Annotated in this window: 12 protein-coding genes; 11 read left to right on the top strand and 1 reads right to left on the bottom strand. The window is 64.7% G+C overall.

Annotated features, from left to right (window positions below; translation table 11 throughout):
• From hutI to ACESNG_RS07015, 5 genes are all read left to right on the top strand, one after another.
• Nucleotides 1-1,246, top strand: a 1,246-nt coding sequence (hutI, locus tag ACESNG_RS07035) for an imidazolonepropionase (RefSeq protein WP_373068358.1), incomplete at its 5' end; no start/stop codon positions are given.
• 99 nt (nt 1,247-1,345) lie between these two features.
• Nucleotides 1,346-4,186, top strand: a complete 2,841-nt coding sequence (locus tag ACESNG_RS07030) for a tetratricopeptide repeat protein (RefSeq protein ID WP_373068356.1) — start codon at nt 1,346-1,348, stop codon at nt 4,184-4,186.
• A complete protein-coding gene (locus ACESNG_RS07025; RefSeq protein WP_373068354.1) occupies nt 4,183-5,193 on the top strand; it encodes a polyprenyl synthetase family protein in 1,011 nt (336 codons plus the stop codon). The genes ACESNG_RS07030 and ACESNG_RS07025 overlap by 4 nt, the downstream gene beginning before the upstream one ends.
• A gap of 29 nt (nt 5,194-5,222) precedes the next feature.
• Complete coding sequence (locus tag ACESNG_RS07020; protein ID WP_373058318.1) at nt 5,223-5,471, top strand: DUF4321 domain-containing protein; 249 nt, start codon at nt 5,223-5,225, stop codon at nt 5,469-5,471.
• Between the two features lie 9 nt (nt 5,472-5,480).
• Nucleotides 5,481-5,735: a twin-arginine translocase TatA/TatE family subunit gene (locus ACESNG_RS07015; RefSeq protein WP_373068352.1), complete on the top strand. Its 255-nt coding sequence runs from the start codon at nt 5,481-5,483 to the stop codon at nt 5,733-5,735.
• 78 nt (nt 5,736-5,813) lie between these two features.
• Here the strand turns inward: ACESNG_RS07015 and ACESNG_RS07010 are convergent, their stop codons facing one another.
• Nucleotides 5,814-7,646: a peptidyl-prolyl cis-trans isomerase gene (locus tag ACESNG_RS07010; RefSeq protein ID WP_373068350.1), complete on the bottom strand. Its 1,833-nt coding sequence runs from the start codon at nt 7,644-7,646 to the stop codon at nt 5,814-5,816.
• A 262-nt stretch (nt 7,647-7,908) separates the two neighbouring features.
• On the opposite strand from ACESNG_RS07010, the gene ACESNG_RS07005 reads away from it, so the two are divergent.
• From ACESNG_RS07005 to ACESNG_RS06980, 6 genes are all read left to right on the top strand, one after another.
• On the top strand, nt 7,909-10,137 hold the full coding sequence (locus ACESNG_RS07005) for a tetratricopeptide repeat protein (RefSeq protein WP_373068348.1): 2,229 nt from the start codon (nt 7,909-7,911) through the stop codon (nt 10,135-10,137).
• Entirely contained in the window at nt 10,134-10,574 is a 441-nt protein-coding gene (gene aroQ, locus ACESNG_RS07000) for a type II 3-dehydroquinate dehydratase (protein WP_373058361.1), read from the top strand. The genes ACESNG_RS07005 and aroQ overlap by 4 nt, the downstream gene beginning before the upstream one ends.
• A 20-nt stretch (nt 10,575-10,594) precedes the next feature.
• On the top strand, nt 10,595-11,683 hold the full coding sequence (locus ACESNG_RS06995) for a M24 family metallopeptidase (protein ID WP_373058326.1): 1,089 nt from the start codon (nt 10,595-10,597) through the stop codon (nt 11,681-11,683).
• A 53-nt stretch (nt 11,684-11,736) separates the two neighbouring features.
• Nucleotides 11,737-12,237 carry an acetyl-CoA carboxylase biotin carboxyl carrier protein gene (gene accB, locus ACESNG_RS06990; protein ID WP_373058328.1) on the top strand — a complete coding sequence of 167 codons (501 nt, stop codon included), beginning with the start codon at nt 11,737-11,739 and terminating at the stop codon, nt 12,235-12,237.
• A gap of 11 nt (nt 12,238-12,248) precedes the next feature.
• Nucleotides 12,249-13,427 carry a type IV pilus twitching motility protein PilT gene (locus tag ACESNG_RS06985; protein ID WP_373058330.1) on the top strand — a complete coding sequence of 393 codons (1,179 nt, stop codon included), beginning with the start codon at nt 12,249-12,251 and terminating at the stop codon, nt 13,425-13,427.
• A gap of 50 nt (nt 13,428-13,477) precedes the next feature.
• The coding region (locus tag ACESNG_RS06980; protein ID WP_373068346.1) for an acetyl/propionyl/methylcrotonyl-CoA carboxylase subunit alpha at nt 13,478-14,400 on the top strand (923 nt) is incomplete at its 3' end.

The raw sequence follows: 14,400 nt of genomic DNA, 5'->3' as shown, positions 1-14,400 counted from the left end.
GTTCGTGAATGCCGCACAGACCGTGACCTGTGCCGGTCCGGCGCGCGCGCGACGCGGCGCGGAGATGCAGGATGCGGGCGTGCAGTTCGGAGCCGGCGTCGCGGTGCAGGGCGATCGCATTGTGGCGGTGGACGACGATGGGGCGTTGCGCCGTCGGTATCCGAACGCTGCGGAGATCGACTGCGATCGGGGAGTGCTTGCCCCCGGTTTCGTGGATTCGCATACGCATGCGGTGTTCGGGCGCGCGCGCTACGAGGAGCACGAACTTCGCGCCACCGGCGTCCCCTATCTCGAGATCGCCGCACGTGGCGGCGGCATTCATGCGTCCGTGCGGGATCTGCGGTCGCGGAGCGACGACGAACTGTTTTCGCTGGCGGTGCCGAGACTGCAGATGCTTGCCGCTGGTGGCGTGACCACCGTCGAGATCAAATCAGGGTACGGTCTCACCGTACACGACGAACTACGGACACTGCGCGTCGTCGCGCGTCTCGCCGCGGCCGGCCCGCTCAACATCATGGCCACCTGCCTCGGCGCGCACGAAGTGCCACTGGAATACCGCGAACGTCACGATGGACGCGCGGCCTGGATCGACTGCCTCACGTACGAGCTCTACCCGGCCGTGGCTGCGGAGCAATTGGCGCGCTTCGCCGACGTATTTTGTGAGCTGGGCGTCTTCACGGTGCCTGAGACACGACGCCTGCTCGAGGCGGCCCGCGAGCACGGCATGCTCCCGAAGCTGCACGCCGACGAGCTGCACGACGGCGGGGCGGCGGTATTGGCCGTGGAGCTCGGGGCGACCAGTGCCGATCACCTGGCGGCCGTCTCTCCCGCGGGGATCGCAGCACTGGCCGCGTCGTCCACGGTGGCCACTCTGCTGCCGGCGACCATGCTTTTTCTCGGGACCGGGCGGCAAGCGCCGGCCCGGGCGCTGATCGAGGCCGGCGCCGCGATCGCAATCGCGACGGACCTGAACCCAGGGACGTCGCCGCTGCAGTCGTTTCCGCTGGTGCTCACGTTGGCGGTCAGTCAGCTGCGCCTGTCGGCGTCCGAGGCCTGGATCGCCGGCACCGTCAACGGCGCGGCCGCGCTGGGACTGGCCGGAATCACCGGCCAATTGCGGGAAGGATTCCGCGCCGATGTTGCGGTGCACACCGCCGACGATTTCCGGGCGTTGCCTTACTGGTTTGGCGAGCGTCTTTGTCGGGTGGCGTGGGCTGGCGGGCGTGCTTGTCACGTGTCCGTGTGAACCCTAGCTTCCGCAGCTTCCACCCCGACGTGATTTTGCCCCCCACGCGAGCCCGTCAACGGGTCGTTCGTCCAGCTACTCGGAGTCATTCTCGAACGCATGTCTAACGCCGCGAAGCACCGGAAGAAGGCGGCTGAGTTTGAGCAGCTGAGGCAAATTGATCGCGCGATCGCCTCGTACGTGAGAGCGATCGAAGAGAGCGAGTTGGCAGGCGAGGACGTCGATGTCGCGCTGCTGAACAAGGTCGGCGACCTCGCGCTGCGTCAGGGGCGCGTCCCCGACGCGATCACGTACTACGAGCGGGCCGTCGAGCATTACGCGAACACCGGCCTGTTCAACAACGCCATCGCGCTCTGCAACAAGATCCTGCGCAACGCGCCGGGCCGCGCCAACGTGTACTTCACGCTGGGACGGATCTGCGCACGGAAAGGGTTGCGGGGTGACGCTACTCGGAATTTCCTCGAGTACGCGACCCGCATGCAGCAGGAAGGGCGCGTGGACGAGGGCATGCGCGCGCTCGCCGAAGTCGCCGATTTGATGCCCGAGCTCACCGAAGTTCGGCGCCTCGTGGACGAGCATGCCGATCGGGCCGGGATCGTGCTCCCACGCCGTCGTACACCGTCGAGCGCCTCGCTGGCGCTCAACGACGAAAACGCGCCGTCGGCGGGCCGAGACAAGGCGCAGGATCTGATCTTCCTCGAGGTGGACTACGGGGCGCCTGTGTCGCGTCGCACGCCGGCGCGCTCGACGCGCATGCCGACGCCGCCACCGCTGGCCATCGTGCCGACGTTCACCGTCGATGAGCCGCCAGCGGCGCCGACGCCAACACCAGACCCGATGGTCGAGGCGGAGGCTGAGGCGTCGGTCGGTCCGGCGCTCGAGGCCATTCTCATCTTCGATCCGGCGATCACGACTGACGAGCCGGTGGCGCGGACCCCGGAACCGATCCGTGTTCCGCACGCCGATCCGGGGGTCGCGACCGAGAACATTCTGGTCGAGGAACCGATCCTGGAACGCGTCGCCGGACTGGAACCGTCGGACGACTTCGCAGATGTGGGGACGGCTCAACTTGAAGGGCTGACCGTCGACGTGTCGGAGTCGCCGGAAGACGTGGTTGACGCTACCGTGCATCCGCGGGATGTGACCTGGCTTCGCGACGAGCAAGCGATCGCCGGGGTGCGTGAGGAGCACGACTTCGAGCCCACCGCTGAACAGGCGGCGAGCCCCCACCCGTATCATCACTTGGACGAGGTCGTTTCGGAGGATTTCGCACACGCGACCGATGACCCTGGTGTGGCAGGCATCATCCACACCGAGACGCTGATGCCGTCGCCAGCGATGGATTGGATTGAGACCGAGGACGTTCCGGATCTCCTGATGCGCGTGGATGAGGTCGAGTCGATCGACTTCACTCTGGTGCCGGAGCTCGATTCTGCGATCGCTGCCGGAGCCCAGCTGGTTGCTGAAGCGGAGGCCGAAGCGGAGGCCGAAGCGGAGGCCGAAGCGGAGGCCGAAGCGGAGGCCGAAGCGGTGGTCAGCGATGACGCTTTCGAAGTGATGGAAGAGGCGCCGATGCTCGTCGTCGAGGAGTCGGCTGCCGTGCAGCGTGCGCCGTTCCGGATCGATTCGCACGATTTCATCCTGCCTGGGGAACTGCCTCCACTGCTGCTCGATGACGAACTCGTGGAGGCCGGTCTCGACGTCCTCGAGCGGGACCACGTGGCCGCCGGGATGGATACGGACTCGCGAGTCGTCGGCTCCTCCGATGCGGCTGGCGCCGACCGCATGGCGGCTTCGGCCGGCGACGTAGTGACGAGCTGGGCATCCGATGCCACGCCGACATCGTCGGCTGAGGACCCGTCGAGTAACAAGGGATGGCTCGACGAAGCGACTGGCGAAGACGTCCGGCCCGTCATGGTCACGCCGTCATTGCCGATCGCTGCGGTGGCGGCTGAAGCCACGCTCGTGGCCACCTCTCGCCGCGATGCGCTGCGGTCAGCCGTCGCCAAGCTGCCGCAAGACTGGTTACTGCGTCGCCGCTTGGCCGAAGCGCTGTTCGAGGCAGGAGAGCGCGATGCGGGACTCGCCGAACTCGAGGCAGCACAGCAAGGCCTCATCGCCCAAGGGGATCTGCACTCCGGCGCCGACATTGCCGATACGCTGGTGCAGGTGGCGCCCGAACGCGTGGCCTTCCACCAGAAGCGCGTCGAACTGTCGGTTCGCATTCAGGATCAGGGACGCCTCCGCGTCGCGTATCTCGACTTGGCCGACGCGTTGGTGCTTCTCGGAGAGGAAAACCGCGCCCGCGCCGTCTACGCCCGCGTTCTCGAGATCGACCCGTACGATGATCGCGCACGCGCCGCACTGGGTAGCGCCGCGCCGCCACCGCCCCCCAGGCCGGGAAGCGATGCCAACTTCGTCGACCTCGCGGATTGGCTTCGCGATGACGACGCCCCCGCCTCGACCCGGATGCGGATGCGGGAGCCGGCCATCAGCGGCGACGAACAAGCGGATTTTGATGCCCTCCTCAGGCACTTCAAGGAGGGGGTCGCGCGTTCACTCGGTGAGGACGACCATGAGAGCCATTACGATCTCGGCGTCGCCTACAAGGAAATGGGCCTTCTCGATGACGCCATTGAGGAGTTCCAGAAGGCGCTCAGGGGCCGGTCGCACCGTCTTCCCGCCTACGAGGCCTTGGGGCAATGTTTCGTGGAGCAGGGACGGTACCAGGTAGCGGCAACGGTACTGTCTCGGGCCCTGCACGAGCCGGGGTTGGATGACGAGCAACGAGTGGGCGTCCTCTATCTTCTCGCATATTCATGCGAAGCCCTGCAGCGCTGGGACGAGGCTCGTAGTTATTATCAGCGCGTCTATGCGACTGACATCCATTTCCGTGACGCTGCCGCCAGATTGGCGGCGCTCGACCAGGTAGCGCGATGACGCTTTCCACGCGGACGCGGACGCCGACGGCGTTGGCGGCGGCCCTGCGCGACATTCAGGCGCCCGTGCAGGACGAATTGCCCAAGGTGTCGCAGGAACTGTGGCGCATCGTTTCGGCGGATGTGCCACTCGTCAGCGAGGTGCAGCAGCATCTGATGGGGATGAAGGGAAAACTCTTCCGACCCACACTGCTACTGCTGTCCAGTAGTGTCCAGCATGAGCCACCGGCTCGCGCGATCACCTTCGCCGCCATCATCGAGCTCATTCACCTCGCCACGCTCGTGCACGATGAAGCCGTCGATCACTCGGTGTTGCGCCGCGGCATGCCCACGGTGAACGCGTTGTTCAGTCACCAAGTCTCGGTGATCATGGGCGACTATCTCTATCTCCGGGCGCTCCGCGAACTCGTGACGCTCGGTGATCTCGAAGCAATGAAGGCGGTCACGCACGCGTCCAATGAAATGACGCTGGGCGAGATTCGTCAGCTCGCGGCATACGATGCGCTGGCGTTCACCGAGCGGGACTACGAAACACTGATCCGCGCAAAAACCGGATCGCTCTTCCGGGCATCCTGTGAAGTCGGTGCGCTCTGCGGCGCGCCACGCCATCGTGAATCTCTCGCGCGATTTGGCGAGCGACTTGGCATGGCCTTTCAGGTCGCCGACGACCTGCTCGACTATACCGAAGGGCAGGAGATGACCGGCAAGCCAAGCGGACTGGACCTCAAAGAGCACAAGGTGACGCTCCCGCTGATCGCGGCACTGCGGGAGATGCCCTCGACGGCCCGTACGCGCGTCGAGGCGCTGTTCGCGGCCACTGATCCAGAGGACGAAGCGATCGCCGAGGTCGTCGAGATCGTTCGCGACTATGGCGGACTGGAGTATGCCCGCCGCCGGGCCGATCAATTCTCGCGTGAAGCGGAGGACGCGTTGGCGGATCTGCCCGACGGCACCGCCCGGACAGCACTGGCGGACGCCATCGCGTACGTTGTGGAGCGGCGCTGGTGATGGCCCGTGGACCATCCAGGCACCGTCCGGTGTTCCATGTCCTGGTACTCGCCTCCGGCTTCGTCGCCGGAGGGCTGCTCACTCAGGTCGCGAGGCGCTTTCTGCCTGCTGGCGCCGTGAAGGAGTTCCTGACGACCGGCGTCACGCCCGCCATCGGGCCGCTTCCGATCGATTTGGTTATATTAAAGTTCGCTGTTGGACCTGTCGCCCTGGATGTCTCGCTCTTGAGCCTCCTGGGAGTTTTGATCGCCTACCTGATCGCGCGGTCCCTCTTCTAGGAGTGTCCTATGGGCTTACAGAATTTCGGTTTCATGGAGATCATGATCATTCTCGTGATTGTGCTTCTCCTCTTCGGAGCGAAGCGCATTCCGGAGATCGCAGGGTCGTTCGGCAAGGGGATCAACGAGTTCAAGCGCAATTTGAGTGATGCCCAGCGTCAGATCACCGAGCCGGCCCCGCGCAATGATCGCGTCGGTGGCGGAGCGGCGGAACAGACCACGGCTGAAGCAGAGCATCCCGAGCCGAAGCGATTGCTGAATTGACTGGTTGCTCTCTCGATCGTACACGAAGCCCCCGCGATGCTTGTCATCGCGGGGGCTTCGTGTGGGCGGCGCCGTCGATCAGACGCCGGACTGGCGACGCAGCGCTGACATCACGGTCGGACGCTTGTCGACGACCGTGACGCTCTCGCGCAGGTTCGTCAAGAACTCGTCGACGCGCTGCTGACGCAGCGACTGCAAGAGCTGCTGGCGCTGCGTCGTCTTGTCGGCTTCGAATGCCGGACGACTCGCATCGGTGCGGCTGTCCACTCGCAGGACGACCAGGCCATCGACTGCCTTGAAGGGACCACCGATCTGACCGACCGGCACGGTGAACGAGGCACCGATCGCTGGCTCAAACTGACCCAAACGCGGCACCGCGTCGACACGCGCGAACGCTGCCGACTGCTCAACCTGAAGGCTGCGCTGTGTCGCCACTGCCTCCAGCGTCGACGTCCGCGCTGCTGAGGCGATCTGCTCGGCGATCGGACGCAACTTCTCGATACGCTTGTCCTTGGCGAGACGACGACGAACGTCCTCCTTCACTTCAGACAACGGCTGCGGTCCGCCCGTCGTCAGGGAGTCGACACGCGCCAGATAATAGGCCTCCGGCGAATCGAAAAGATCGCTGGTTTCACCAGCCCGCACGCCGGAGAACGCCCACGCGCTCACACTCGGCACGTAGCGGCCAGCGTATGACAGCGGCTCCTTCTCGAACACGACGACCGAAGCTGGCGAGAGACCAAGCGTCTTGGCGGCCGCGTCGAACGCCTTCGGATCTTCTTGGCTTCCGGCCTTGCTGGCCAGCGAGTCGGCACGACGATCGGTGCGCGTCGCGCTGGAATCACTTTGCCCGATCGACACGAGGATATGGCGAACGTCGAGCGTATCACCGGACTTCGAATCGACGCGGATCAGGTGCCAGCCGACCGGCGTCAACACGGGCTGCGACAACTCGCCTGTCGCCAAGCCATACATCGCCGTCTCCAAATTCGGCGTGAAGCGTCCACGGCCACCCTTCCCGAGCGAACCGCCGTTCGCGCCGGAGCTACTATCAGTCGATTCGCGCTTCGCGACGTCTTCAAACTTGGCGCCGGCCACGATCTCGGCGCGCACCTTCGTGATGCGCGCCTTGGCGTCGGCCGAGTCGGTCGCAGTGACCGTACGTGGCACGGTGAGCAAGGAGACGACGGCACGGCCCGGACGGGTGAACCGCTTCTTGTTCCGGTCGAAAAATTGTGAGATCTCAGCGTCTGTGACAGTGACGGCCGTATCCGTGAGGGCATTCTGGCCGACGATCACGAAACTGACCTGAGTACTGTCGTGACGGTCGCGATAGATCTGCCAGAGGCGCTCGTCGGAGACGTACGCGTCGGACGCAATCTGGTCGAAGAGCTTCTGCTTCGGGATCTCATTGCGGTAGTACACTTCGAGACCGGCCAGCATTCCGGACTGCCGCGCCATCGGGCTAGCGAGGAGGCGCTGGTACTTCGAGAGGTCAAAACGGCCGTCGGTTTGCAAGTCCGGCGACTGCATGGCCTGCGGCGGCGGGGCGAGTCGTGCCGCTTCGAGGATTTCGTCGTCAGTAACCGTGATGCCGCGACGCTTGTATTCCTGTTGGAGCAGCAGATCCGTGACCAGTTCGTCGTACGCACGGTCTTCGAGCGTCTTCCGCTCGTCGAGCGTGAGCCCGCGACCGAGCTGCTGTTGCTGCTGCTGCTCGAGGGAATTCACGGCATTCTGCCAGGACGTCAGCAGAATGTCTTCGCCGTTCACCGTCGCAATGGCGGTCGAGGTCGTCACGGGCGAGCGGCCTGCGAGACCTGATGTCTCATACAAAAGGAAACTGCCGACGAATGCCGCGATCAGCACGATCCAGATGTATTTCGCGGCGCTCCGCATCGATTGCAGCACGGGGCGAGACTCCTTGGGGCGGAAAAGCTGAGCAAACAGAAAGGCACACGCACCTCCATCGGAGAGGCGTATGCCGCAGAGAGCTTAAAGCTAGCCGCCGCGCGTCGCGAATAGCAAGACGAGAGGAGACGATACACCACTTCACCACGAATGACTTCCCGGAACGGCCACCCCTAATAAGTTGTTGCTGGGGGCTCGTCACACGTTCGGAACGGGCACTTCGCATCGGACCGGGAAACATCACCATGAGGGCACTGGACGGATGAGCACTGCTGCCCGGATCGACGAACTCCGGAAAAAGTTCGAGGAAAGCCCGCGTCGCTACTTCGCCCCCTTGGCGAACGAGCTGCGGAAAGCAGGGAATCTGTCGGAGGCTATTGCTCTCTGCCGCGAGTTCCTGCCCAAGCAGCCCGAGCACATGAGCGGGTACATCGTGTTTGGTCAGGCACTGTACGAATCGGGCGATCTATCTGAAGCGCGCATAGTGTTCGAGCAAGCGCTTGCCCTCGACCCGGAAAATCTGAAGGCCCTCCGCCACCTGGGCGACATCGCCAAGTGGGAGGGAGACACCGCCGGCGCACGCCGTTGGTACGAACGAGTGCTCGAGGCGGACCCGCGCAACGATGACATCGCCGCCCAGTTGGCGACGCTGGTCACGCCGGCGTACGCCGGGCGGGTCGTGACGGAGGCCGAGGCGGTGGCGCCTACGCCTTTCGCACCACCGTCCTTCACGCCCGCGTTCTCCATGGCTCCGATCGGATTTGGCGCCATCCCGACGCCTGATGCCGCGTTGCGCGCCGTCGACTTCGATGAGATCAATGCGCGACTGCGCGAGTCCGAGCCGCAGCCTATCGAGCTCGTGGCGACACACGCCCCAGCAGCCGTGGCCCGAGGAGCTCTCGAGCCGGATCTTCTCGACCTCGACGCCATCGAAGCGGCCGGAATCGAGTCCGACGCCGAGATCGGTGAACATTCAATCGACGCGGCGGCTGATGATCCGTTCGGCTTCAACGAATCGCCGACCGACGACGAGCCGTTCGAGGAAGGGCTCATCGCGCCGGAGTGGCCGGACACGTCGGCGCTGGAGGTGCGCAGAACGCCGCCGCGCAGCGTGACGCCGCCGTTCGTTGGACCGATAACACCGGATGCTATTGCTGCCTTCGGCGTTGAACCGGGTGATCCGCTCCCGGCGCCCTCGCTCGGCGCGGACGAGGGGATCGTCGACGTCGAACCGCAGTTCGGTCAGAGGGAAGCGCATTCGACTGAGATCGCGGCCAGGCGAGACGCGGAGCCCGAGTACGGTTTCGCAGTCGAGAGGCAGGCGGAGCGGGAGACGGAAGATGACGTTGAAGCGGCGGCGGATGTTCAAGCCGAAGCCGAGGTCGAGTTGGTCGACGAGATCGACGAGATCGACGCCGCGGAGCCGGAGTGGGTGGTTGCCTCCGCGCCCATGCAGTCATCATTGGTCGAGGAGGAGCTTCCGTGGCTCGTCCCGGCCCCTGCGCACGATGTCGAAATCGAGGCCGAAATCGAGGCCGATACGGTTATGGTGGCGGAGGTCGAGCCGGACGACACGGCGTTCCTTGTGGACGGCACTTCCGGCGCTGACGTCGTGGAGCTCGCGTCCTCGCCCGCTGAAGCGAGCTTCGCTGACGTGATGCCTGAGGAATACAATCCCGCCTTCGTGACGGAGACGATGGGGGAACTTCTCGTCTCGCAAGGATTCACGGCTCGAGCGGTGTCGGTGTACGACGAACTGGTGCGTCGCCGTCCCTACGATCCGGTGCTCAGCTCGCGCTTGGCCGAATTGCAGGAGCGCCTCGCCGCTGAGGCGGTGTCCTCCGCCCCGGCGGTCCCGACTCGGGCGTTCGCTACCCCGGCATTTGTGACACGCGTGATGCCGCGGTTTGCGACGCCCTTGTCGGTCACGCCGCTTTCATCGCCGGTTTTCGAGGTCTCGGCATCTGCTCAGGCCGCTGCCGAGGCACCGGCGGAACGCGTCAGCGCGCGCGAGAGATTCGCGCGGCTCGCCGCACGACGTGTGCCGCGACGGACTCCGCCGCGCGCCTCGGTGGCTGTGGAAACACCGACCGATGGTCTGGCATCGTTGTTCGGCGATGACGCACCGATGCCCGATGATCTTGCGGCGCGCGCGCTGGCTGATGCGTTCGCGCCGATCGATCAGACCACGCATCTCGGTGGCGAGCTCCCCTTCGAAGAAGCCATGTTCGACGGTACGCCGCGCGCACCAACACCGATACGCGCGGCGACGCCCCTTGCCACGGCGGCGGTATTTGACGCGGCGGGCGGACCTTTTTCCTTTGATCGGTTCTTTCCTGATCCTGCCACCGCCGCGTCGCCACAGCACACGCCGGTGCGTTCGCCCACTCCCACGCCGGCGTCTGAACCGGCTCGTGATATCATGCCGCCCACGGTGAGCGACGATCTCGCGCAGTTTTCCGCTTGGCTCAAAGGACTCGGCAGTACGTGATCATCGGGATTCTGAACGGACCGAATCTCAACTTGTTGGGCACGCGTGAGCCAGAGATCTACGGCTCTGCCACGCTCGACGACATCAACGCCGGCCTCACGCGCGTCGCCGCCGAACTGGGCGTCGAGCTGCAGACGGCGCACTCGAATGTCGAGGGCACGATGATCGATATTCTGCACACGTGGCGCGGCGTCGTGCAGGGAGTGGTGGTGAATGCCGGTGCCTATACCCACACCAGCCTCGCGCTGCGCGATGCGTTTACGGCTACATCGATTCCGTTCGTGGAGATCCACCTCTCGAATGTGCACGCGCGCGAAAAGGAGCGGCACCACAGCATGCTCGCCAGCGCCGCGATCGGTTCCGTCACAGGCCTTGGTGCGGACGGTTACGAGTTCGCCTTGCGCGGACTGGTCGCCACATTGCGCCGTCGCTTGTGAGCGGGGCGGCCGGTTCGCAGGTGAGCGACACCCGGCCCGCGCGCCTGTCTGCGCTGCGCGACGCACTGGCCCGGGCTAATCTCGACGCCCTGCTGGTCTCATCGCTGCCGAACGTTCGCTATCTCACGGGATTCTCGGGTAGCAATGCGCTGCTGGTGGTCACCGCCAAGGAGTGCGTTCTGCTGACCGACTTCCGGTACGCCACGCAGGTGCAGGAGGAGCTCGGTGCGTCCGCGAGCGTGCGAATCGAGAGCACGAGTCTCTGGACCGGTCTGTGGGCCCAGCTTGCCGCGTTGAACGGCGTAGAGCGGATCGGCTTCGAATCCATGCACCTGCTCCATCGGGATTTTGCGCGCCTTTTGGCGCAGGGCGCGCGATGGTCCTGGCGACCGACCACCGATCTGGTGGAGACGCTCCGAGTGGTGAAGGACGCGGGCGAACTGGCGCACATCGAGCGCGCCGTCGCGATGGCGGAAACCGCGTTGCGCCATACGGTGCCGATGTTGCGGGCCGGGCTCACGGAAACGGCGGTAGCGGGGATTCTCGAGCGTCACCTGCGCGACGCCGGAAGTGAGGAGTTTCCGTTTGCCACAATCGTGGCGTCAGGCCCGCGTTCGGCGCTTCCGCATGCCCGTGCCAGTGATCGGGTGCTCGAAACGGGCGATTTCGTCTTACTCGACTTCGGCGCCGTGGCGGCGGGCTACTGCTCCGATATTACGCGCACGTTCGTGCTCGGGCGCGCGTCCGGCGAGCAGCGGGAGGTCTACGACATCGTTCAACAGGCGAATTCGCGCGCTTCGGGCGCGCTTCGGGTCGGAATGACGGGGATGGCTGCAGATGCAATCGCGAGAGACTACATTGACGCTCGCGGATTTGGTGAGGCTTTTGGACATTCGCTCGGTCATGGAATCGGGCTGGAAGTGCACGAAGCGCCTCGCTTGGCCCGCATCGTCGAGTCTCCCCTCGCTGCCGGAACGGTGGTCACGATCGAGCCCGGGATCTATCGCGCTGGCTGGGGTGGGGTGAGAATCGAGGATGACGTGTTCTTGTCAGACGCAGGTCCGAGGGTCCTGACCGGATTCCCTCGTGCGCTGCACGAACTCTCCTGATTTCTGTACGCTCGGCGCTCTCCGCGCCGATGATCCCCTTCGACTTCCCCGCCATGATCGACCTGCGCTATGTGAAGAAGCTGATCGAGATGCTCGACGGCTCCACGGTGGATTCCATCGAGATTTCCACTGACAAGGGGATGAAGCTCCGAATCTCGAAGAGCTCCCAACAACGCGTAGCAGCGATGACGGTCGTGCCCCAGATGTCCGCTCCCGCTGCCGTGGCCCCGGTGTTGCCCGCTGGTGGTTCGGAGCGTCTTGCCGGAGAGAGTGTGACTGCGGCGCCGAAGGCCGAGGCGCCAAAGGTCGCACTCCTCGAGATCAAGTCGCCGATGGTGGGCACGTATTACTCTGCCCCCGAGCCCGGTGCGAAGCCGTACGTCAACGTCGGCGATCGTATCAGCAAGGGTCAGATTGTGTGCATCATCGAAGCGATGAAGATCATGAATGAGCTCGAGTCCGAGTTCGACGGCGTGGTGCGCGAAGTGAACGTCACCGATACGCATGCGGTCGAGTATGGACAAGTGCTCTACCGCCTCGATTCGACCGGCTGAGACGCGATGACATGACGATGGTCTCCGGTGCCGCTCCAGTAACCGTCACGGCGACGGCACCTGGCTCGGGCCTTGATCTGAAGGCCGCACTGCAGCGCATGGTGCGTGAGGGTGCGTCCGACTTGCACCTCAAAGTCGGACGGCCGCCCACGCTGCGATTGCACTCGGACCTCGTCCCGCTGGACATGCCGCCGATGCGACCGGAGGAACTCCGGTCGCTCGCCGAGCATCTGCTGCCTCCCGCGCAATTGCGCGAGTTCGTGGAAATGCGCGAGTCGGACTTCGCGATCAACGTCCCTGGTATCGGACGCTTCCGCGTCAACGTGTACCAGCAGAAGGGCACTGTCGCCTTCGCGATGCGCGCGATCGCCCATGCCGCCGCATCGATTCGTGATCTCAACCTGCCCCCGGTGCTCGAGCAGTTGGCGCTCAAGCCGCGCGGATTGGTCTTGGTCACGGGCGTGACCGGCTCAGGCAAGAGCACGGCGCTGGCCGCGATGGTGCACCACATCAACGAGCGCCGCAGCGCGAACATCATCACGATCGAAGATCCGATCGAGTTCGTGCACCGCGACGTGCAGAGCCACATCAATCAGCGTGAAGTGGGCACGGACACCGCGTCCTTCTCGCAGGCGTTGCGCCGTGTCCTGCGTCAGGATCCCGACGTCATCATGATCGGTGAAATCCGCGATCTCGAGACGCTCGATGTCGCGCTCAAGGCCGCCGGCACCGGCCACCTCGTGTTCTCGACCCTGCACACCACCGATGCGACGCTCACGATCAATCGCATCCTGTCGTTCTATCCGCCGCACCAGCAGAACGAAGTCCGCTTCGCGCTCGCGAACGCGCTGTCGTCGGTCATCTCGCTCCGCCTGGTGCCGCGGGCCGATCGCCCGGGTCGTGTGCCTGCGTGTGAAGTGCTGGTGAACACCGAGGCGGTCCGCGACCAGATTCGCGACCTTTCGGCCACACTGAACATCCCCGACCTGATCAAGGAGGGAAGCATGGCGTACGGCATGCAGAGCTTCGACCAGTCGCTGATGAACTGGTACTCGCGTGGCGTGATTTCCTACGAGAATGCACTCTTCTATGCGACCAACCCGGCAGAGTTCGCGCTCCGCATTCAGGGGGTCGACGGTACCAGCGATACCAACTGGGACGGTTTCCGGCAGGGTAGCGCGGCCACCTGATTGGTGGCGGCGGGACTGGCGGCAGGGCTTTGGCCCTGCCACCATACGGCATGTTCAAAAAGGTCCTGATCGCCAATCGCGGTGAGATCGCTCTCCGCGTCATTCGTGCTTGCCGTGAACTCGATATCCAGACGGTCGCCGTGTACTCCGAGGCTGACCGCGAGTCATTGCACGTTCGCTTCGCCGACGATGACGTCTGTATCGGGCCCGCACCGGGTCGCGATTCCTACCTCAAGATCCCGCGACTGATCGCGGCTGCCGAAATTACCGGCGCCGACGCGATCCATCCTGGTTACGGCTTTCTCGCGGAGAACGCGGAGTTCGCCGAAACCTGCCGCGCGTCGGGGATTGCGTTCATCGGACCCACGCCGGAACAGATCCGCGTGATGGGCGACAAAGCGTCTGCCCGTCGGGCAATGGCCGAGTGTGGAGTGCCGATCGTGCCTGGTTCGCCGGGGCCGGTGGATGACCCGGAGGAGGCGCTGGAGTTCGCCCGAGGGATCGGCTTTCCCGTGATCATCAAGGCGGCGGCCGGTGGTGGTGGCAAGGGCATGCGCGTCGCCCGGGATCCCGATGACTTCCTGCGCTCTTTCCAACTGGCGCGCTCCGAAGCGCTTTCGGCCTTCGGCAACGGCGATGTGTACGTCGAGAAGTTCCTCGAACGTCCGCGCCACGTTGAATTCCAGATAATGGGTGACATGCACGGCAACGTGATCCACCTCGGGGAGCGCGATTGCTCGGTGCAGCGTCGTCATCAGAAGCTGATCGAAGAGGCCCCGTGCCCGGTGATGACGCCGGAACTGCGCGAGAAGATGGGTGAGGCGGCGGTGCATGGCGCGAAGGCGATCAACTACATCGGCGCCGGCACGGTGGAAATGCTCCTCGACGAGGACGGGTCGTTCTTCTTCATGGAGATGAATACGCGTATTCAGGTCGAGCATCCGGTCACGGAAATGCTCACCGGCGTCGATCT

The sequence above is a fragment of the Gemmatimonas sp. genome (assembly GCF_041689975.1).
In the GTDB taxonomy this organism is placed as follows: Bacteria; Gemmatimonadota; Gemmatimonadetes; order Gemmatimonadales; family Gemmatimonadaceae; genus Gemmatimonas.
This window is presented reverse-complemented; position numbering and strand designations above follow the sequence as displayed.